Source organism: Methylobacterium sp. J-076 (assembly GCF_022829405.1).
Taxonomy (GTDB): domain Bacteria; phylum Pseudomonadota; class Alphaproteobacteria; order Rhizobiales; family Beijerinckiaceae; genus Methylobacterium.
The window spans coordinates 29,698-49,028 of sequence record NZ_JAKSXW010000141.1 but is presented as its reverse complement, the minus strand read 5'-3'; the positions used below and the strand labels follow the sequence as shown (position 1 = coordinate 49,028).

21 protein-coding genes and 1 other RNA gene are annotated in these 19,331 nt (G+C 71.6%); 10 read left to right on the top strand and 12 right to left on the bottom strand.

Annotation, left to right across the window (positions count from 1 at the left end):
• Positions 1-105: 105 nt before the first annotated feature.
• The 3 genes from queC to cobT all read right to left on the bottom strand — a co-directional run bounded on the left by queC (position 106) and on the right by cobT (position 2,347).
• A complete protein-coding gene (gene queC, locus MKK53_RS19005) occupies positions 106-825 on the bottom strand; it encodes a 7-cyano-7-deazaguanine synthase QueC (RefSeq protein WP_243930267.1) in 720 nt (239 codons plus the stop codon).
• On the bottom strand, positions 815-1,171 hold the full coding sequence (queD, locus tag MKK53_RS19000; protein WP_243930266.1) for a 6-carboxytetrahydropterin synthase QueD: 357 nt from the start codon (positions 1,169-1,171) through the stop codon (positions 815-817). Before queD ends, queC begins: the two co-directional genes overlap by 11 nt.
• Positions 1,172-1,330: 159 nt before the next feature.
• Positions 1,331-2,347: a nicotinate-nucleotide--dimethylbenzimidazole phosphoribosyltransferase gene (cobT, locus tag MKK53_RS18995; protein ID WP_243930265.1), complete on the bottom strand. Its 1,017-nt coding sequence runs from the start codon at positions 2,345-2,347 to the stop codon at positions 1,331-1,333.
• Between the two features lie 105 nt (positions 2,348-2,452).
• Here cobT and cobS point away from each other — a divergent pair, with 105 nt between their 5' ends.
• The 3 genes from cobS to MKK53_RS18980 all read left to right on the top strand — a co-directional run bounded on the left by cobS (position 2,453) and on the right by MKK53_RS18980 (position 4,401).
• A complete protein-coding gene (gene cobS / locus MKK53_RS18990) occupies positions 2,453-3,277 on the top strand; it encodes an adenosylcobinamide-GDP ribazoletransferase (protein WP_243930264.1) in 825 nt (274 codons plus the stop codon).
• Positions 3,278-3,499: 222 nt separating this feature from the next.
• The gene (locus MKK53_RS18985) at positions 3,500-3,709 is read left to right on the top strand and encodes a DUF1289 domain-containing protein (protein ID WP_243930336.1); all 210 of its coding nucleotides are present in this window, start codon (positions 3,500-3,502) and stop codon (positions 3,707-3,709) included.
• Complete coding sequence (locus MKK53_RS18980) at positions 3,706-4,401, top strand: TIGR02281 family clan AA aspartic protease (RefSeq protein WP_243930263.1); 696 nt, start codon at positions 3,706-3,708, stop codon at positions 4,399-4,401. The genes MKK53_RS18985 and MKK53_RS18980 overlap by 4 nt, the downstream gene beginning before the upstream one ends.
• Before the next feature lie 12 nt (positions 4,402-4,413).
• On the opposite strand, the gene dusA is transcribed toward MKK53_RS18980, so the two are convergent.
• Both dusA and miaA read right to left on the bottom strand, forming a co-directional pair.
• Entirely contained in the window at positions 4,414-5,406 is a 993-nt protein-coding gene (dusA, locus tag MKK53_RS18975; protein WP_279599144.1) for a tRNA dihydrouridine(20/20a) synthase DusA, read from the bottom strand.
• Between the two features lie 120 nt (positions 5,407-5,526).
• Complete coding sequence (miaA, locus tag MKK53_RS18970; protein ID WP_243930334.1) at positions 5,527-6,432, bottom strand: tRNA (adenosine(37)-N6)-dimethylallyltransferase MiaA; 906 nt, start codon at positions 6,430-6,432, stop codon at positions 5,527-5,529.
• Positions 6,433-6,451: 19 nt separating this feature from the next.
• On the opposite strand from miaA, the gene serB reads away from it, so the two are divergent.
• Positions 6,452-7,345 (top strand): phosphoserine phosphatase SerB, encoded by an 894-nt coding sequence (serB, locus tag MKK53_RS18965; RefSeq protein WP_243930260.1) that lies wholly within the window; start codon positions 6,452-6,454, stop codon positions 7,343-7,345.
• 157 nt (positions 7,346-7,502) lie between these two features.
• Here the strand turns inward: serB and MKK53_RS18960 are convergent, their stop codons facing one another.
• The 6 genes from MKK53_RS18960 to MKK53_RS18935 all read right to left on the bottom strand — a co-directional run bounded on the left by MKK53_RS18960 (position 7,503) and on the right by MKK53_RS18935 (position 13,796).
• Positions 7,503-9,020 carry a DegQ family serine endoprotease gene (locus tag MKK53_RS18960; RefSeq protein ID WP_243930259.1) on the bottom strand — a complete coding sequence of 506 codons (1,518 nt, stop codon included), beginning with the start codon at positions 9,018-9,020 and terminating at the stop codon, positions 7,503-7,505.
• Between the two features lie 106 nt (positions 9,021-9,126).
• A complete protein-coding gene (gene hflC / locus MKK53_RS18955; protein WP_243930258.1) occupies positions 9,127-10,089 on the bottom strand; it encodes a protease modulator HflC in 963 nt (320 codons plus the stop codon).
• Positions 10,086-11,261 (bottom strand): FtsH protease activity modulator HflK, encoded by a 1,176-nt coding sequence (gene hflK, locus MKK53_RS18950; RefSeq protein WP_243930257.1) that lies wholly within the window; start codon positions 11,259-11,261, stop codon positions 10,086-10,088. Before hflK ends, hflC begins: the two co-directional genes overlap by 4 nt.
• A gap of 240 nt (positions 11,262-11,501) precedes the next feature.
• Positions 11,502-11,981, bottom strand: a complete 480-nt coding sequence (locus MKK53_RS18945; RefSeq protein ID WP_409564365.1) for a dihydrofolate reductase — start codon at positions 11,979-11,981, stop codon at positions 11,502-11,504.
• 14 nt (positions 11,982-11,995) lie between these two features.
• Complete coding sequence (locus tag MKK53_RS18940; protein ID WP_243930255.1) at positions 11,996-12,790, bottom strand: thymidylate synthase; 795 nt, start codon at positions 12,788-12,790, stop codon at positions 11,996-11,998.
• 217 nt (positions 12,791-13,007) lie between these two features.
• Entirely contained in the window at positions 13,008-13,796 is a 789-nt protein-coding gene (locus MKK53_RS18935) for a CPBP family intramembrane glutamic endopeptidase (protein WP_243930253.1), read from the bottom strand.
• Positions 13,797-13,841: 45 nt separating this feature from the next.
• On the opposite strand from MKK53_RS18935, the gene ssrA reads away from it, so the two are divergent.
• Together ssrA and MKK53_RS18925 are read left to right on the top strand one after the other, a co-directional pair.
• Positions 13,842-14,223, top strand: a transfer-messenger RNA (tmRNA) gene (gene ssrA, locus MKK53_RS18930).
• 65 nt (positions 14,224-14,288) lie between these two features.
• Complete coding sequence (locus tag MKK53_RS18925) at positions 14,289-14,918, top strand: SspB family protein (RefSeq protein WP_243930252.1); 630 nt, start codon at positions 14,289-14,291, stop codon at positions 14,916-14,918.
• A 169-nt stretch (positions 14,919-15,087) separates the two neighbouring features.
• Here MKK53_RS18925 and MKK53_RS18920 read toward each other — a convergent pair whose 3' ends face one another.
• Positions 15,088-16,482 (bottom strand): cytochrome P450, encoded by a 1,395-nt coding sequence (locus MKK53_RS18920; RefSeq protein WP_243930332.1) that lies wholly within the window; start codon positions 16,480-16,482, stop codon positions 15,088-15,090.
• A 161-nt stretch (positions 16,483-16,643) separates the two neighbouring features.
• Between MKK53_RS18920 and fumC the strand changes: the two genes are divergently transcribed.
• The 4 genes from fumC to MKK53_RS18900 all read left to right on the top strand — a co-directional run bounded on the left by fumC (position 16,644) and on the right by MKK53_RS18900 (position 19,267).
• A complete protein-coding gene (fumC, locus tag MKK53_RS18915) occupies positions 16,644-18,053 on the top strand; it encodes a class II fumarate hydratase (RefSeq protein WP_243930251.1) in 1,410 nt (469 codons plus the stop codon).
• Between the two features lie 61 nt (positions 18,054-18,114).
• The gene (locus tag MKK53_RS18910) at positions 18,115-18,312 is read left to right on the top strand and encodes a DUF4169 family protein (RefSeq protein ID WP_243930250.1); all 198 of its coding nucleotides are present in this window, start codon (positions 18,115-18,117) and stop codon (positions 18,310-18,312) included.
• 16 nt (positions 18,313-18,328) lie between these two features.
• Entirely contained in the window at positions 18,329-18,556 is a 228-nt protein-coding gene (locus MKK53_RS18905) for a ribbon-helix-helix domain-containing protein (RefSeq protein WP_243930249.1), read from the top strand.
• 93 nt (positions 18,557-18,649) lie between these two features.
• Positions 18,650-19,267, top strand: coding sequence for a ParB-like protein (locus tag MKK53_RS18900; protein WP_243930248.1), 618 nt, complete (start codon positions 18,650-18,652; stop codon positions 19,265-19,267).
• Positions 19,268-19,331: the final 64 nt, after the last annotated feature.

Here is a 19,331-nt window from a genome sequence, read left to right as displayed (position 1 = left end):
CCATTTAAGCGCCGGTGGGCGCTTTTTCACGGGCACCGCGTCCTGGCGGGCCGAATCCCACCGAATCGTGATGACGTGCCGGAGGGAAACGGCGCGCCCCCTGCCCTACTCCGTCGCCACGAACCGCGCGTAGCCCTCGGCGCGCAGTCTGCAGGCCGGGCACCGGCCGCAGCCGTAGCCCCAGGCGTGGCGCGCCCCGCGCTCGCCGAGGTAGCAGGTGTGGCTCTCCTCGATGATGAGGTCGGTGAGCGGCGCCCCCCCGAGGGACTGCGCGAGGCGCCATGTCTCGCCCTTGTCGATCCACATGAGCGGGGTGTGCAGGACGAAGCGGCGCTCCATGCCGAGGTTGAGCGCGACCTGCAGGGCCTTCACCGTGTCGTCGCGGCAATCCGGATAGCCGGAATAATCCGTCTCGCACATGCCGGCCACGATGTGGCGGATGCCCCGCCGGTAGGCGAGCGCGGCGGCGAAGGTGAGGAAGACGAGGTTGCGCCCCGGCACGAATGTGTTGGGCAGGCCGGAGTCTTCGAAGCCGATCTCGGTCTCGCGCGTCAGCGCCGTGTCGGATACCGCGCCGAGGGCGTCGAGACCGAGCACATGGTCCTCGCCGAGCCGCCGCCCCCAGGCGGGGTCGACCCCGGCGAGGCCGCTGCGCAGGCCGGCGCGGCAATCGAGCTCGATCCGGTGGCGCTGGCCGTAATCGAAGCCCAGCGTCTCGACGCGGGCGAACCGGTCCAGCGCCCAGGCGAGGCAGGTCGCCGAATCCTGCCCCCCGGAGAAGAGGACGAGGGCCGCGCCGTCACCGGGGATCGCGTCAGTCGCCATCGTACTCGGCCCAGGACATCGGCGTCTCCGCGACCTTCACCCGGGCGAGGCCCGGCAGGTCCGGCCGCAGGCGATGCCAGATCCAGGCCGCGATGTTCTCGGCGGTGGGGTTTTCCAACCCGTCGATCTCGTTGAGGCAATGATGGTCGAGGCGCAGCAGCAGCGGGCCGAAGATCGACTCGATGTCGTAGAAATCGATCACCCAGCCGGTGGTCTCGTCCACCGGCCCCTCGACGGTGAGCTCGACCCGGTAGGAATGGCCGTGCATCCGGTGGCAGCGGTGCGTGGCGGGCACGTTCGGCAGGCGGTGCGCCGCCTCGAACGTGAAAGCTTGGGTGATTCTCATGGACAGGTCGTTTCGCGTGATGACGGCCGGACCCACGGCGTCACTGCGAGCGCAGCCGAGCAAACCGGGGATCCGCCGGGTTCTGAAGCGGCCCGCCGCCCTGGATCGCTTGGCTGCGCCCGCAATGACGGCGGCGGCTGAATGACGGGAGGGACGGTATCAAGCCCCGTCCCGCCCCGAAACCCCCGCCTGCGCGAAGGTCGCCATGCCGGTGTGGCAGGCGAGCGCCCCCTTGATGACGCCCATCGCCATGGCGGCGCCGGAGCCCTCGCCCAGCCGCATCCCGAGAGACAGGACCGGCGTCAGGCCGAGCCGCTCCAGCACCTCGGCGTGGACGCCCTCCGCCGACAGGTGGCCCGCCACGCAATGGTCGAGGGCGGAGGGATCCAGGGCGTGCAGCACGGCGGCGGCGGCGGTGGAGACGTAGCCGTCGATCACCACCGGCACATGCTGCAGGCGCGCGGCGAGGATCGCCCCGGCCATCGCCGCGATCTCCCGTCCGCCGAGCCGGCGCAGGATGTCCAGCGGGTCGGTGAGGTGCCCGGCATGGCAGGCGAGCGCCGCCTCCACCGCCGCGACCTTGCGGGCGAGCCCGGCGCCATCGACGCCCGTGCCGTGCCCGACCCAGTGGGACGCCTCGCCCCCGAACAGGGCGGCGTAGAGCGAGGCGGCCACCGTGGTGTTGCCGATGCCCATCTCACCGATGCCGAGGCAATCCGTGCCGGCGGCCACCGCCTCCATGCCGAACGCCATGGTGGCGACGCAGGCGCGCTCGTCGAGGGCCGGTCCCTCGGTGATGTCCCCGGTGGGCATGTCGAGGGCGAGGTCGAACACCTTGAAGCCGAGGCCGTAGGCCGCGCAGAGCTGGTTGATGGCCGCGCCCCCGGCGGCGAAGTTGTCGAGCATCTGGCGGTTCACCGCGTCCGGGAAGGCCGAGACGCCCTTGCGCGTCACCCCGTGGCTGCCGGCGAAGACGCAGACCAGCGGCCGGTCGAAACTCGGGGGGGCCTTGCCTTGCCACGCCGCCATCCAGGAGACGAGCCCTTCGAGCCGGCCGAGGGCGCCCGCGGGTTTGGTCAGCACCGCGTCGCGGGCGGCCACCATGGCGGCGGCCTCGGCGTCGGCCCCGGGCATGGACCGGACGAGGTTGCGGATATCGTCGAAGGGGCCGCTCATCGCTGCCTCGATCCTGTGGGTTGTACCGATCCGGGCGGACGAAACCGGCCCCGCCCGCTATGAAGGTAGGCCGGTGCATCGAACCCGGCGCGCGGGACCGCAGCGATGGACAGGCAGACCGGCGGCGAGGCCGAATGGCCAGGGCGCGAGGCCCTGCACGATCTCGCCGCGTGTCTGCGCTTCTACTCCCGCCTGCCGGTCCCGCAAATGCCCGGCGAGGCCGATCCCCACCGCGCCCCGGAATTCTCAAGGCTGCCGCGGATGCTGCCCCTGGCCGGCGTGATCCTGGCGCTGCCCGCCGCCCTGGCCCTGGCCGCCGCGTGGCTTGCGGGGCTCGGCCCGTTCCTCGCGGCGACGCTCGCCGTGGCGATCATGGCCGCGACCTCGGGGGGCCTGCACGAGGACGGGCTCGCCGATTTCGCCGACGGGCTCGGGGCGGGGGGGGACCGGGCACGGATGCTCGCCATCATGCGCGACAGCCGGATCGGCTCCTACGGGGCCCTCGCCCTGTTCCTCGCCCTGGCCCTGCGGATCGGCGCCCTGGCGACCCTCCTCGACCGCACCGGGCTGGCCGCCGCGACGGGCCTCGTGCTCGCCGCCGCCCTGTCGCGGGTGGCGGCCCTGGCGCCCATGGCCCTCCTGCCGCCGGCCCGGAGCGACGGCCTCTCCGCCGCCGCGGGGCGGCCGGCGGGCGGGAGCCTCGTCACCGCCGCGGGGCTCGGTATCCTCCTCTGCCTCGCCGCCCTGGCCCTGGGGCTCGACGCCGCGGGGGTCGTCACCATGGTTCTCCTCTCGGGCCTCGCGGCGCTGTCGGTGACCGGCCTCGCCCGGCGCAGGCTCGGCGGCCAGACCGGCGACGTGATCGGCGCGTGCCAGCAGGCCGCCGAGATCGCCGCCCTGCTCGGCCTCGTCGCCGCCGTCGCACCCTAGGCGTGGGGCCGGACGGGTCGGGCAGAATGGATCGACCCCGGTGCTCCCACACCGTCCTCGCAAGCGGGGCGAGGCGATCCAGGGTGCGCCTCGTCCGGAGGCCTCCTGCCGTTATGGGTCGCTACGCAGCGCCTGCGATGACGGAGGGCGGCGCGGACGCCTCGGTCGCACCCTGAGGATGCCGCCTTGACGGCGCCGTCTTCGCCCCGCCACACCGTGGCCATGCCCGCCACCCCGCCCAAACCGTCGAGCCCCTGCACGAAGGTCTGCGTCCTCGACGCCGTGAACGGCCTGTGCCGAGGCTGCGGGCGCACCCGTGAGGAGATCGCGGCCTGGGGCCTGATGGGCGAGGCCGAACGCCGGACCGTCATGGCCGGGCTGGAGGCGCGGCTGCGCGCCGCCTACCCCGTGCCGGAACCCTCGGGCGCATGATCTATCTCGGCCTCGGCGCCCTGGCGCTGGTCCTCGTCGCCCTGGCCCTGGCGGATGGCGGCGACGGCGCCGGCGGCGCGATGTCGCCGGACATGCTGGCGAACCTCGCCTGGACGGGCACGATCCTGGCCCTCGTCGTGGCCGGGTTCTGGCGGCAGTTCCGGGCCGCACCCCTCCGGCATGTCCAGGCGCTGGCCGCCTGGGGGCTGATCGCGGCCGCCCTCGTCCTCGGGTACAGCTACCGCGACCGGATGAAGGAGGTCTCCGCCCGCGTCCTCGGCGACCTGCGGCCCGGTTCGGCGGTGCCCGGGCCAGACGGGTCGGTCTCGTTCGTCCGCCGCTCGGACGGCACGTTCCGGGTGGAGGGGCGCGTCGGCGGGCGAAGCCAAAACTTCCTGTTCGACACGGGGGCGAGCAGCGTCGTCCTCACCGCCGAGAACGCCGCCGCCCTCGGCTTCACGCCACGGCCCGACGAGTTCAACGCCCGGGTCTCCACGGCCAACGGCGCGACCAGCGCCGCGCCGATCCAGCTCGATTCGCTCGCCGTCGGCACGATCACCGAGCGGAACGTGAACGCGATGGTGGCGCGGCCGGGTGCGCTCGGCGAGAACCTCCTCGGCCAGACGTTCCTCGACCGCCTCGGCCGCTACGAGGTGCGGGGCGACCGTCTCATCATGACGCCCGCGCGGTGAGGGCGGGTGGCCTCAGGCCGCCACCCGCGCGTCCGGCCGGTCCCGCGAGACCAGCCCCACCGCCGTGCGCAGCGTGTCCAGGTCCGCCTCCGGCCGCATCCCGTGCGTGGAGAGATGGCGGCGGAAGGCGCGGGACCCCGGGCGGCCGTTGAACAGGCCGAGCATGTGCCGGGTGACGGCATGCAGCCGCTCGCCGGATTGGAGCACGCCCGCGACATAGGGCTCGAACGCGGCGACCGCCGCGAACGGGTCGGCCGCGGGTGCCGGCACGCCGTAGAGCACCGGATCGACGGCGAGCAGCAGGGAGGGCTCCATATAGGCCGCGCGCCCGACCATGGCGCCGTCGACCTCGGCGAGGCGCGCCTGCACCTCCGCCAGGGTCCGCAGGCCGCCGTTGACCGCCAGCGGCAGGCCCGGCCGCGCCTGCTTCAGGCGGGCCGCCCGGCCGTAATCGAGGGGCGGCACGTCCCGGTTCTCCTTCGGCGACAGGCCTTTGAGCCACGCCTTGCGCGCATGGACGACGAGCCCATCGACGCCCGCCGCCACGACGGTATCGGCCAACGCGTCGAGGGCCACCTCGGGGTCCTGGTCATCGACGCCGATGCGACACTTCACCGTCACCGGCACCCGCACCGCGGCCTTCAGGGCGGCGACGCACTCCCCCACCAGGGCGGGCTCCCGCATCAGGCAGGCGCCGAACCGGCCCTCCTGCACCCGGTCGGAGGGGCAGCCGACGTTGAGGTTGACCTCGTCGTAGCCGAAATCCACGGCGATCCTCGCCGCCTCGGCCAGATCCGCCGGGTCCGATCCGCCGAGCTGCACCGCCACCGGATGCTCCCCCGCCGAGAAGGCGAGCAGCCGCTCCCGCGGGCCGTGCAGCACCGCCCCGGTGGTGACCATCTCGGTATAGAGCCGCGCCCGGCCCGAAAGCGCCCGGTGGAACGCCCTGCAATGGCGATCGGTCCAGTCCATCATCGGGGCGACCGAGAAGCGCCAGCCCGGCAGGGTGACGGGCTCGGTCGTGAAGTCGGCGGGGGATGTCACGTCGTTCGCCTGCGGCGCTCTTCGGGGATCGTCGGGATCCCGGTTCTCTAGCAAATCAGGCACCGGGCGGCACCCCGTCCCTCACGGGGTGGGGGCGGCCTCGGGATCGGCCCAGCGCCACCCCTCCCCCATCTGGTGGCGGAACCACGTGACCTGCCGCTTGGCATAGGCGCGGGTATCGGCCTGCCCCCGGGCGATGGCGTCCTCCAGGCTCAGGCTCCCGTCGAGATGGGCGATCAGGCCCGGCACCCCGTGGGCGCGCATTACCGGCAGCATCGGATCGAGCCGCCGCCGGCGGAGCGCCGCCACCTCGTCCAGCGCCCCGGCGGCGATCATGGTGCGGAAGCGGGCGTCGATCCGCGCGCGCAGCAGCGCGCGGTCGGGGGCGAGGAAGATTTTCTTGAGGTTCAGGCCCGCGAGCGGCCCTGGGACGGGGTCGCCGTAGAAGCTCGCGATGGGCCGGCCGGTGGCGGCGAGGATTTCCAGGGCGCGCATCACCCGCATCCGGTCGCTGGGGCGCAGGCGGGCGGCGCCCCCGGGATCGCGCAGGGCGAGGTCGGCGTGCAGTGCCTCCGTGGGGCGGCCCTCGGCCTCCCGGCGGATCTCCGCGCGGATCTCCTCCGGCACGGGCGGCAGTTCCGAGAAGCCCTGCTCCAGGGCCCGGAAATACAGGCCGGTGCCGCCGACGAAGACCGGCAAACGCCCGCCGAGACTGTCCAGCAACGCCGCCACGTCCCGGGCGAAGTGCCCGAGGGAGTAGTTCGTCGCCCCGTCCACGTGGCCGTAGAGCCGGTGCGGGACCGCGGCCTCCTCGGCCGCGTCCGGCCGCGCGGTGAGGACGCGCAGGTCCGAGTAGACCTGCATCGAGTCGGTGTTGACGACGACCCCGCCCTGCTCGCGGGCGATGCGGCTCGCCAGGGCCGACTTGCCCGAGGCTGTCGGGCCTGCGATGAGAACCGCCGCCGCGCGATCCCCGGCTTCCCACAACGGCAAGGCTCACCTCCGCATGCTGGTCGCGGTCCTGATAGCAAACCCGGACCGCCCGGCCATCACCGATGCGGTCCTGGCCGAAGCCCGCGCCGTGCTCGGCACGGAGCACCAGCCGCGGATCCTCCACCGGGAGGTCGCCGCGGAGATCCTGGTCCCCGGCGAACCGGCCGCGGCCGCGGCGATGACCGGACGCCTCCGCGCGGCGCTCGCGGGCGAGCCCATCGACCTCGCCGTGCTGCCCGCCGACGCCCACCGCCGCAAGCGCCTGTTCCTGGCCGACATGGATTCCACCATGATCGAGCAGGAATGCATCGACGAGCTCGCCGGCACGCTCGGCCTGAAGGACCACGTGGCGGCCATCACCGAGCGGGCGATGCGCGGCGAGATCGCCTTCGAGCCGGCCCTGCGGGAGCGTGTCACGCTGCTGAAGGACATCCCCGTGGGGGTGGTGGACGGGCTCATCGCCAACACCCTGACGCTCACGCCCGGCGGCCGGACGCTGGTGCAAACCATGGCCGCCCACGGCGCCCATACCTGCCTCGTCTCGGGCGGCTTCACCCTGTTCACCGGGCCGATCGCCGACCGGCTCGGCTTTGCGGAGAACAGGGCCAACCGCCTCGCGGTGGCCGGGGGCAGGCTCACCGGCGCGGTCGAGGACCCCATCGTCGGCAAGGCCGAGAAGCGCGCCGCCCTCATCGAGTTGCGGGAGCGGGCGGGCCTGCCCCCCGCTGCGACCCTCGCGGTCGGCGACGGGGCCAACGACTTGGACATGCTCGGCGAGGCCGGGCTCGGCGTCGCCTTCCGCGCCAAGCCGGCGGTCGCCGCCGCCGCGCAGGTGCGGGTCGAGCACGGCGACCTCACCGCGCTTCTCTATCTACAAGGCTACGCGGCGGCCGAATTCATCGGCTGAGGCCCCGTCCGCGAGACCGCCCCGGCCGCGTCCCGCCGTTGGATGGCATCACTGCCGTTCGCAACGACGGCGGCGCCGGTCCGGGGACCGGCACCCTTCGCGTGATGGGATACGAGGCGGCGCGACCTCTGCGGTGAAATCGCGCCGCCGGATCGCCTCACTCCAGCCCGAGGGCGACGAACCGCACGTCGCCGTTCGCGCTGGCGACGAGCAGGAGCACCGACTTGCGGCCGTCCTTCTTCAGGGCATCGATCCGCTTGGTGACGTCGGCCGGCGTGGAGACGGCCTCCTGGCCGACCTCCACGATCAGCTCGCCCGGCTGGATTCGCTTGTCGGCCGCGTTCGAGTTGGGATCGACGCGGGTGACGACGACGCCCTTCTGACCGTCCTTGATGCTGTAGCGCTTGCGCAGCTCGTCGGTGACGCTCGACAGGTTGAGGCCGAGCGCCTGCCGCACGGCATTGTCCGCGTCAGGCTGGCGGAGGTTGGCCTGCTGCGGCTTCTCGTTGTCCTCCAGCCGGCCGAGGGTGACGGCCTTCGTCACCTCGTCGCCCTTGCGCACGACCACCACGTCGACCTTCTGGCCGACCGGGGTGGAAGCCACGATCCGCGGCAGGTCGCTCGAGGCCTTCACAGCCGTGCCGTTGAACTTCACGATCACGTCGCCGACGTCGATCCCCGCCGTCTTGGCCGGGCCCTTCTCGTCCACCCCGGCGACCAGGGCGCCCCGTGCCCCGCCCTTCAGGCCCAGGGCTTCGGCGGTGGCGTCATCCACGTTCTGGATCCGCACGCCGAGCCAGCCGCGCCGGACCTCGCCGAACTCGCGGAGCTGGTCGATCACCGTCTTGGCGTTGTTCGACGGCACGGCGAAGCCGATGCCCACGGAGCCGCCGGTGGGCGAGAGGATCGCCGTGTTGATGCCGATCACCTCGCCGTCCATGTTGAACAGCGGGCCGCCGGAATTGCCCTTGTTGATGGCCGCGTCGGTCTGGATGTAGTTGTCGTAGGGGCCGGACTCGATGTTGCGGCCCCGGGCCGAGACGATGCCGGCCGAGACCGAGCCGCCGAGGCCGAACGGGTTGCCGATGGCGATCACCCAATCGCCCGGCCGCATCTTCTCGGAATCACCGAACGGCACCGCCTTGAGCGGGTGGTCGGCGGTGGGCTTCACCCGCAGCACGGCGAGGTCGATCTTCGAATCCTTGCCGACGATCTCCGCCTTCAGCTTCGTGCCGTCGTGCAGGATGACCTGGATGTCGTTGGCGTCGCCGATCACGTGGTTGTTCGTCACCACGATGCCCGAGGCGTCGATGATGAAGCCCGAACCCAGGGAGTTCGACTTGCGCGCCCGGGGCGCCTCGTCGTTGCCGCCGCCGCCACCACCGCCGCGGCCGTTGCGCTTGTTGAAGAACTCCTCGAACAGGTCCTCGAAGGGCGTGCCCGGCGGGAGCTGCGGCATCGTGCGGCTGGAGCGTGCCTCCACCGTGGTGGAGGCCGAGATGTTCACCACGGCGTCGGTGACCTGCTCGGACAGGTCCGCCAACGAAGCGGGCCCCTTCGCGAAGGCCGGCACCGGCAGGGCGGCGCCCAGGACCGACACACCGAGCAGGATGGCCGCCGCGGCGGGGCGCAGGCGAGTGAACGGCCCGGGGCGGGCTGCCTCGACGGCTTGCATGATCGACCTCTTCAACAACGCGTTTCCCGTCAGCGCCGGCCGCATCGAGGCGGCCGGCGTTCGTCGTCAAAGGTAGCCCGCGAAAGCCACGCGTCCACTCGCCGGGTCAGCGGGCCGCGCCTGCGGTGGAGCCCGTGGCTGCGGCGGGGTCCTGGGCCGGGCGGCCGGCGGCGGGCTGCGGCACGCCGCGGCCCTGCGGATCGCTGAAGTACCGGAAGAAGTCCGTGTTCGGGCTGATGACGAGGCGGGTGTCGGGCCCCTTCAGGCCCGTCTCGTAGGCCTGCATCGAGCGGTAGAACGCGAAGAAGTCCCGGTCCTTGGCGAAGGCTTCGACGAGGATGCGGTTCTTGTCGGCGTCGCCCTGGCCGCGCAGCTGCTCGGACTTCTGGGTCGCCTCGGCCACGATCACGGTGACCTCGCGGTCGGCCTTGGCACGGATCGTCGCCGCGGCCTGCTCGCCGTTCGCGCGGATGTCCGCCGCCTCGCGCTCGCGCTCGGTCTTCATCCGGCGGTACACCGCCGCCGAGTTCTGGGCCGGAAGGTCGACCCGGGTCATGCGCAGGTCCACGATCTCGATGCCGAGCGCCTTGGCCTGACGGTTCACGTCCTCCTGGATCGTGTGCATCAGTTGGCCGCGCTCGTTCTTGACGATGGCGTCGCGGGTGGAACGGGCGAGCACGCTGCGCAGGCCGGAATTGGTGAAACTCTGGAGCCGCTGGTTGGCGACCCCGACATTGCCCACCGACTGGTAGAAGCGCAGCGGATCGAGGATCCGGTAACGGGCGAAGGCATCGACCTCGAGGTTCTGGCGGTCGGCGGTCAGGATCGTCTGGACCGGCAGGTCGAGGTCCAGCACCCGCTTGTCGAAGAAGACGACCGTCTCGGCGAAGGGGATCTTGAAGTAGAGGCCGGGCTTGTCCTCGCCGGTGGAGTTGAGGACCGCGCGGACGCGGCCGAACTGCAGGACGAGGGCCTGCTGCATCTGGCCCACGACGAAGACCGACGCGTAGAGGCCGATGGCGACGATCGCCGCGACGACGATCAGACCGGTGCGCACTGCCTGGTTCATCGGGCCACCCCCGTCTGGCCCTGCGCCCGGGCGCCGAACTCGGTCAGGGGCAGCACGGGCAGCACGCCCGCCGCCGTGGCGGAGGAGCCGGGCGACCCGTTCTGGTCGATGATCACCTTGTTCACGGAACCCAGCACCTTCTCCATCGTCTCCAGGAAGATCCGCTCGCGGCTGATGTCCGGGGCGAGCTTGTAAGAGGCGTAGACCTCGTTGAAGCGCGCCGCCTGGCCGGTGGCGTCGGCCGTCGCCTTCGTCCTGTAGGCCTCGGCGGCCTGGACGATCTGTGACGCCTTACCGCGGGCCTGGGGGACCTCGCGGCTCGCGTAGGTCTTGGCCTCGTTCTGCGCGGTGTCCGCGTCCTGCTGCGCGGCGTTCACGTCCACGAAGGCGGGGCGGACCTCGGGCGGCGGGTTCACCGAGACGAGCTGCACCACCTCGATGCGCACGCCCGCGCCGTACTCGTCCAGCGCCTTCTGGACCATCTCCTTCACCTCCTGGGCGACGCTCGCCTGCTCGTTGGTGAGGATCGCCTGGATGTTCCGGCGACCGATCACCTCGCGCATGGCGCTCTCGGCGATGGCCTTGATGGTGCCCTCGGGGTTCTGGATGTTGAACACGAAGTCGGATGCCTTGAGCGGGTTCACCCGCCACTGCACCTCGAAGTCGAGATCGACGATGTTCTCGTCGCCCGTGAGCATCAGGCTCTCGTCGGGCACGTCGCGGTTGCGGGTCTGGCCCGGCCCGGTGCGATAGCCCACCTGGATGGAGTTCACTTGGCCGACATTCGGCTTCACCACCCCGCCGATCGGGTAGGGGAAGTTGTAGCGCAGGCCCTCACCCGTCGAACCGACGTAGCGGCCGAAGATCGTCTCGATGCCGACCTGATTGGGGGCGACGGTGTAGAAGCCGGTGGCGAGCCACACGGCCGCCGCCAGGGCGCCGATCACCAGGGCGCCACGCCCGCCGCCGAACCCGCTGCCGCCGCCCGACGGCCCGCTGGGGCCGCCGCCTCCGGGGATGAGACGCCGCAGCCGGTCCTGCCCACGCCGCAGCAGATCCTCCAGGTTGGGGGGCGTGTTGTTGCCGCCTCCACCACCCCAGGGACCGCCGCCGTTGCCGTTGGGGCGCCCCCATGGGCCGCCGCCACCGCCATTCTGATTGCTCCAAGGCATTCTGGCCGTCGTCTCCTGACCTGCCGCACCCGTCGCGCCCGCAACGGGACGCCCCCTGCCAACGGGTGCACCCGGCGGGTCAATCCCGAGTGCCACCCGATCACCTGGGGATCGCCCGGCGACCGCCGCTGAACCGAAAGCATCCAGCGGACCTCCCCGGCACCTGCGGGTCCGTCCCCCTCGCTGTCAAGGCTGGGAGGTGGGCACGTGAGTCGCCCAGCGCAACCGCGGCGGGCCGCCTCAGCGCAACCGTTCCAAGTCGACGAATGCGTAAGGATAATCGTCGCGGGGTCCGGCGGGGTGCTCCTGGCGAAGGACTTCCCTGTAGCGGGAGCGGTCGAAGGCCGGGAAGCGCACGTCGCCCTCGGGCTCGGCCTCGACCTCGGTCAGGTGGATCCGGTCCGCATGCGGCAGGGCGAGTGCGTAGATCTCCGCGCCGCCGACGACCATGAGCCGCCCGCCCGACAGCTGGATCGCGGTCTCCCAATCGTGGACGGTTTCCGCGCCCTCGGCCCGGAAGGCGGGATCGCGGGTGAGGACCAGGGATCGCCGGCCCGGCAGGGGCCTTCCGATGGAATCCCAGGTCCGCCGCCCCATCAGCAGGGTGGTGCCCAGGGTCAACGCCTTGAACCGTTTCAGGTCGCCAGACAGGTGCCATGCGAGGCCGTTGTCCCGGCCGATGACGCCGTTGCGGGCGACGGCGACGACCAGGGCGATCATGGGTCCGTCCGCCATCAGACCGCGACCGGCGCCGAAATCGCCGGATGTGGCGCGTAGCCCTCCACGGCGATGTCCTCGAACCGGAAGGCGAAAAGGTCGCGCACCGCCCGGTTCAGGCGCAGCTGCGGCAGCGGGCGGGGCTCCCGCTGCAGCAGGGTGCGGGTCTGGTCCAGGTGGTTCCGGTAGAGGTGGACGTCGCCGAAGCTGTGCACGAAGTCGCCGGGGGCGAGGCCCGACACCTGCGCGACCATCTGCGTCAGCAGCGCGTAGCTCGCGATGTTGAACGGCACGCCGAGGAAGGCATCGGCCGACCGCTGGTAGAGCTGGCAGGAGAGCCGCCCCTCCGCCACGTAGAACTGGAACAGGCAGTGGCAGGGGGCGAGCGCCATCCTGTCGAGGTCGGCCGGGTTCCAGGCCGAAACCACGAGGCGGCGGGAATCGGGGTTGCGGGCGATCTCGTCCAGCACCCAGCGGATCTGGTCGACGGTGCCGCCGCCGGGCTTCTCCCAGGAGCGCCATTGCCGCCCGTAGACCGGCCCGAGGTCGCCCGCCCCGTCGGCCCACTCGTCCCAGATCGTCACGCCGTGCTCGCGCAGATACGCGACGTTGGTGTCCCCGGCGAGGAACCACAGCAACTCGTGGACGATGGACTTCAGGTGCAGGCGCTTGGTGGTGACCAGCGGAAAACCCCGGCCGAGGTCGAACCGCATCTGGTGGCCGAAGACCGACAGCGTGCCGGTGCCGGTGCGGTCCTCCTTGGCCACGCCCTCGTCGAGGATTTTCCGGAGTAGGTTCTGGTAGGCGTCCATGGGCACTCCCGCCCGCAGACGATGGCGGCAGGCTCGTTAATCGACCGGTGCGGATTCGTCTCGGACGCCGTACCGATCCGGCACGATTAGGGGATGTCGTCGCGAGGGTGGAGTCCGCCAGGGGCCGGATGTTTGGTGTCGTCCACAATGCGTCTTCGCGCACTCTCCGTCATCGCGGGTGCAGCGAAGCAATGACGACGGGGCCCGGATCCCAAAGTCAGCGCGGCCACAGGAGGTAGACCACGAGGGCGAGGTTCGACCAGCCGTGCAGGGCGATGCCCGGCCAGAGCCGGCCCGTGCGCCAGCGCAGGAACCCCAGGGCGAAGGCGAGCGGCAGCAGCGAGACCGGCCGGGCGAGGCCGAAGGACGAGACATGGGCGGCGGCGAAGACGATCGCCGTCGCGACCACGGCCCGCCCCGGCCCGAGGGCGCGGCTCGCCCGGTGGAACATCTCGCCCCGGACCAGCAGCTCCTCCGCCAGGGGCGCGAGGACGCTCAGATACACGAGCCAGGCGACGACCGCCGTCCGGTCCATGAACGGCGACAGGCGCATGTTGCGCCCGAAGCCCGCCCCGAACACCTCCGACGTGCCGGTGACCCAGGCGATGTGCAGGATCGGCCAGAAGAGCAGGATGCTGAGGAGGAGGACGGGCTTGAGGCCGTTCGGTCGCTCCCGGTCCAGGGCGAGGCGGCGCCACCAGCCGGCGCGATCACGCCACCATGCCCATCCCACCACCATGGCGGCGAGCAGCACTTGCCGCAGGACATCGACGGCGAAGGCGCGATGGGCCAGCTGGACGACGCCCACGAAGGGCCGCCGCGAAGGGGGCAGGAACGGATCGATCCCGTACGAGAGGTCGAAACCCACCCGGACGATCAGAAGCGCCAGCAGGCTCGCCGTGCCGAGGCAGACGAGGCCGACCCAGACCATTCCCGCCAGGGCGAGGCAGGTCGCCGCGACCGCGCGGAACCTGGACCGGGGATGCGACGGCACGCCAGCGGCCATGCCGGCCGGGTCCCCCATCCCCTCGCTGACGGATACGGCGTGATCGGACTTCAAAAGCGGGCCGATCCCCTCTATATTCGTTTCGCCGGTCGCGAGGCCGGCTATGGCGATAAACGTTCTCCGGAATAAACCGATCGGACCCGGGGGCGGTACCCGGCGCCTCCACCCAAGCCCAGGACCGATGGCCGCAAGGCCGTAGGGCATTGACTGGGCTTCGGCGGGGGCGAGATAGGACCGACGAGGGCGTGACCGGTGAGCTTTCGCTCGGCAGGGTTCCGCCTTCATCGGGCCTTTGCAAGAGTTGCTGACGACAACTTTGCGCCGGTGGCGGTGGCCGCGTAAGCGGTTCGCCCCAGCGAATTGAGGTCCCAGCGGGTCGCCCCGCACGGGCGGGGTTCGGAAGCGCCTGGCAACAGAAGCTTCCACTCAGGATTTCCACGGCCCATCGCACCGGGTCGAGGCGGCGGACGGGTCGGGCAAAGCGAACGCAGAATGGCAGACGACCTGATCCGCTACGACCTTCTGGTGCAGGACGCCCTCCGGGGCGTCGTCCGCAAGGTGCTCACCGACGCCGCGCATAGCGGGCTGATGGGCGAGCACCATTTCTACGTCTCGTTCCGGACCGAGGCGCCGGGCGTGCGCATCTCCCAGGCCCTGCGCGAGAAATATCCGCAGGACATGACGATCGTCCTCCAGCATCAGTTCTGGGACCTGTCGGTGACGGAGCACGCCTTCGAGGTCGGGCTGTCCTTCTCCGGCGTGCCGGAGCGGCTGCTGGTGCCGTTCGACGCGCTCTCCGGCTTCTTCGACCCCTCCGTGCAGTTCGGCCTGAAGTTCGACCTCGGCGAGGCGGGCCAGGAGGCGGCGGGCGAGCCTGAGGTGCCCGCGGCCAAGGCCGGGCCTCGCGGCGCGGCCTCCGAGCCGGGCGAGGTGAAGCCCAAGATCGGGACGGGGCTCGCGACCATCGGCTCGAACAGCAGCAGCGCCCCCACCGTCCTGCCGGCCCCCGCCGCCCAGTCCGGCAAGGCGGACGACAAGGCCTCCCGCCCCGCCGCCAAGAAGGACGGCGAGGAGGGCACCGCCGAGGTCGTCAGCCTGGACGCCTTCCGCAAGAAGAGCTGAGGCGCGGTTCGCCCATCCGTCTGCGACGATCGTCGCCGGATTCAGGCGCCCCTGACACCCTGATCGTCATTGCGAGCCATGCGGAGCAATCCAGGGATCCGCCACGATCCGAGGCGTCCCGCCGCCCTGGATTGCGTCGCGTTGCGCGCAATGACGGGATCGTTGCAGCCTACCCCCGCACCGTCGCGTCCATCTTCAGCCCGTGCTCCGGCCGGAGGGTCACCCGGTGCAGGGGCGTCATCGGCGGGTGGTCGGCCGGCATGCGGAAGCGGGCGGCGCGGACGACGTGGGCGAGCAGGATCGCCGCCTCCTGGACCGAGAAGGTCTGGCCGATGCAGACCCGTGGCCCCGCGCCGAACGGCAGGTAGGTGAAGCGCGCGATCTGCTCCCGCTGCCCCGGCATGAAGCGCTCGGGCACGAAGGCCTCCGGGTCGTCCCAGAGCAGGTGGTGCCGGTGGAGCACCCAGGGCGCGATCAGCACCAGCGAGCCCCGCGGCACCTTGATCCTCCCGAATCGGTCCTCCCGCAGGGCCTGCCGGCTGAGGAACGGCACCGGCGGGAACAGGCGCATCCCCTCCTCCACCACCGCCCGGGCGAAGGGCAGCGCGTCGAGGGTGAAATCCTCGCCGTCCACCGCATCCACCTCCGCCTCCAGGCGCTCCTGCGCCGCCTCGTCCTGCGACAGGCAGTACAGCGCCCAGGTCAGGGCGTTGGCCGTGGTCTCGTGGCCGGCGGCGATGAAGGTGACGATGTTGGCCCGCACCGCGAGGTCGGACAGCCCGTTGCCGGTCTCCGGGTCCTGGGCGGCCAGCAGCAGGGTCAGGAGGTCCTGCGGACCCTCGCCCTGCGCCATCACCGCCCGGCGCCGGGTGATCAGTTCGTCCACGACCTCGGCGAAGTACCGCCCCGCGGGACGGGCTCGCAGCCGGCCGATCCGCGGCACGAAGTCGGGCACGCCGAACACGTCCAGGGGGTCGATGGGGCCGACCGCCTCCAGGAAGCGGGTGATGGCCCGGCCCAGCGCGTCCGGATCGCCGGGGAGCCCCTGGGTGAAGATCGTCCGCTCCAGCACGTCGAGGGTGGCGCGGGTCATCTCCAGGGCGACGTCGACCCGCATGCCATTGCGCCGCCGGAGGCGCTTGGCGATGCGGGCGCCCGCGGCGTTCATGGCCGCCTCGAAGCCGCGCACGGTGCGGGCCGAGAAGATCGGCGCCAGCGTCCGCCGCTGGAGCTTCCATTCGTCGCCCTCGGCGCTGAGGAGCCCGTTGCCCAGGCCCGGGGCGAGCACCCGGCGCTGGAGGTCGTCCTTGCGGTAGGCGTCGGTGTTGTCGATCAGCACCTGCCGGATGAGCGAGGGTTCGCTCACGACGGTGATGCGGCCCATCACCCCGTCGGCCGCCACGACCGGCAGGCGGAAATGCGCGTCCGCCCAGGTGGTGATGGGGTTGCGCCGGGCGGCGCGGAGAAAATCGAGCAGGCCGAGGGGCTGCGTGAGACGCGGCGGCACCACCGGCCGGAACCGGTTCGCGGGTGCGAGATCCCCCGTGGGGGCCGAAAGGTCGATGGTCAGGCTCGTCGCTCCCAGGCTCGTGACGTGCGGTGCCGGGGCCGTTTTTGCCGTGGACAGAGCGGCATGGATGTCGGTCGGCCCGGACCTCGCGGCATCGCGCTTGCCTCGCGCCTCCGTTAAGTAGGCACCGCACCGCACCAGACGTAGAGGCCACGATGTCGCCCACCGAAACCGCGACCCGCACCGAGTCGGACACTTTCGGCCCGATCGAGGTTCCGGCCCATCGCTACTGGGGCGCGCAGACCCAGCGCTCGATCCAGAACTTCAAGATCGGCACCGAGCGGATGCCGGCGCCGCTGGTCCACGCGCTGGGCCTCGTGAAGCAGGCGGCGGCCCTGGTGAACAAGGATCTCGGCGTTCTCGAGCCGAAGCTCGCCGACGCGGTGGCCGCGGCGGCCTCCACCGTGGTGGCGGGCGAGCACGACGACGAGTTCCCCCTGGTGGTGTGGCAGACCGGGTCGGGCACCCAGTCGAACATGAATGCCAACGAGGTGATCGCCAGCCTCGCCAACGAGTCGCTCGGCGGCCAGCGGGGCGGCAAGAGCCCGATCCACCCCAACGACCATTGCAACCGCGGCCAGTCCTCCAACGACACCTTCCCCACCGCGATGCACATCGCCGTGGCGCGGGAGATCCATGACCGGCTGATGCCGGCGCTGACGCACCTGCACACCGCCCTCGATGCGAAGGCGAAGGCGTTCGAGGGCATCGTCAAGATCGGCCGCACGCACCTGCAGGACGCGACGCCCGTGTCCCTCGGCCAGGAATTCTCCGGCTACGCCGCGCAGGTGGCCCTCGGCGGGTCCCGTGTCGCGGCGACCCTGCCCGGCGTGCTCGCCCTGGCGCAGGGCGGCACGGCGGTGGGCACCGGCCTCAACGCCCATCCCGAATTCGCCGAGCGCTTCGCCGCCAAGGTCGCGGAGCTGACCGGCCTGCCCTTCACCTCGGCGCAGAACAAGTTCGAGGCGCTGGCCACCCACGACGCCCTGGTCTTCACCCAGGGCGCCCTGGCGGCGCTCGCCGCCGGCCTGTTCAAGATCGCCCAGGACATCCGGCTGCTGGGCTCCGGCCCGCGCTCCGGCCTCGGCGAGCTGTCGCTGCCGGAGAACGAGCCGGGCTCCTCGATCATGCCGGGCAAGGTGAACCCGACCCAGTGCGAGGCCCTGACGATGGTCTGCGCCCAGGTGATCGGCAACGCCACCACCGTCAGCTTCGCCGGCAGCCAGGGCAACTTCGAGCTGAACGTGTTCAAGCCGGTGATCGTCAACGCGGTGCTGCAATCCGTGCGGCTGCTGGCCGACGCGGCGGTGAGCTTCACCGACAATTGCGTCGTCGGCATCAAGGCCAACGAGGACAAGATCGCCGACCTGATGAGCCGCTCGCTCATGCTGGTGACGGCGCTGGCGCCCTCGATCGGCTACGACAAGGCCGCCACGATCGCCAAGACCGCCCACAAGAACGGCACGACCCTAAAGGAGGAGGCCCTGCGCCTCGGCTACGTGACCGAAGAGGAGTTCGAACGCGTGGTCCGGCCCGAGACGATGCTCGCGCCGAGCGCGGAGTGAGGCCATAACGACGGACCGGCGCGGGCCCCCGCGCCGGTCCGAGGCTTGAGGACGCCGAGCGATGGGCGAGATCGTCAACCTGCGTCAGGTCCGCAAGGACCGCGCCCGCGCCGAGGCGGACGCCCAGGCGGAGGCGAACCGCATCGCCTTCGGCCGTCCGAAGAAGGCCAAGACCCTGCAGCAGAAGCGCAAGGCCCTGGAGGAATCCCGCCACGAGGGCCATCGCCTCGAGGGCCCGGAAGACGGGCCGGCGGAGTAGCCCGGCGCCCCGCCCCATGACAGGCATCGTCAAGCGCTCGGTGATGATCGCCGGCCACCGCACCAGCGTCTCGCTGGAGGACCCGTTCTGGCAGGCCCTCACGGACCTTGCGGCGGGCGAGGGACGCTCGGTCCAGGCCCTGGTCGGCATCATCGATGCCGGACGCGGCGGCCAGAACCTCTCCTCGGCGATCCGCCTGCACGTCCTCGACGCGGCCCGCGGGGGACGGCTCGGCAAATCGTGATGCGCATTCCCCCGCCGACGCCCCCGCCAGGGTGGTTCATGACGGTCGCGTGACGTAGACCGCGGGAAATAGACGCAGACCCGCCGAGGACCCATGGCCAACCGCGAACCGCTCCTGAGCCCCGTACCGATCACCGAGTTGCGCCCGACGCAGATGACCGTGGGCTACCGGGAGGTCGCCGAGAAGCGGCGGCGGTGGAAGGATTACGACGAGGAGAAGAAGCGCGCCTTCCTCGGCGCGCACACGATCCCGACCCTGCTCGGCCCGAAGAAGCGCCATTACGTCATCGACCATCACCACCTGTCCCGCGCCCTGCACGAAGAAGGCGTGACGGACGTGCTGGTGACGGTGGTCGCCGACCTGCACCACCTCGACAAGGACGCGTTCTGGACCGTCTGCGATCACAAGTCCTGGGTGCATCCCTACGATGCCGAGGGCGTGCGGCAGACCTTCAAGGACATCCCCAAGGGCATCGCCGACCTGAAGGACGACCCGTTCCGCAGCCTCGCGGGCGAGCTGCGCCGGTCGGGCGGCTTCGCCAAGGACACCACGCCGTTCAGCGAGTTCCTGTGGGCCGACTTCCTGCGGCGGAACATCAAGGAGAAACGCGTCGAGGACGACTTCTCGGCCGCCCTCGAAAAGGCGATGGCGCTGGCGAAGTCCGGCGATGCCGGCTACCTGCCGGGTTGGTGCGGCCCCTCGAAGGGCTGAGCCCCCCTCCCCCCCTTCGCCTCGCGGCAAAGGGGGCGGTCCCCGCCCGAAAATCGCCGCGCTG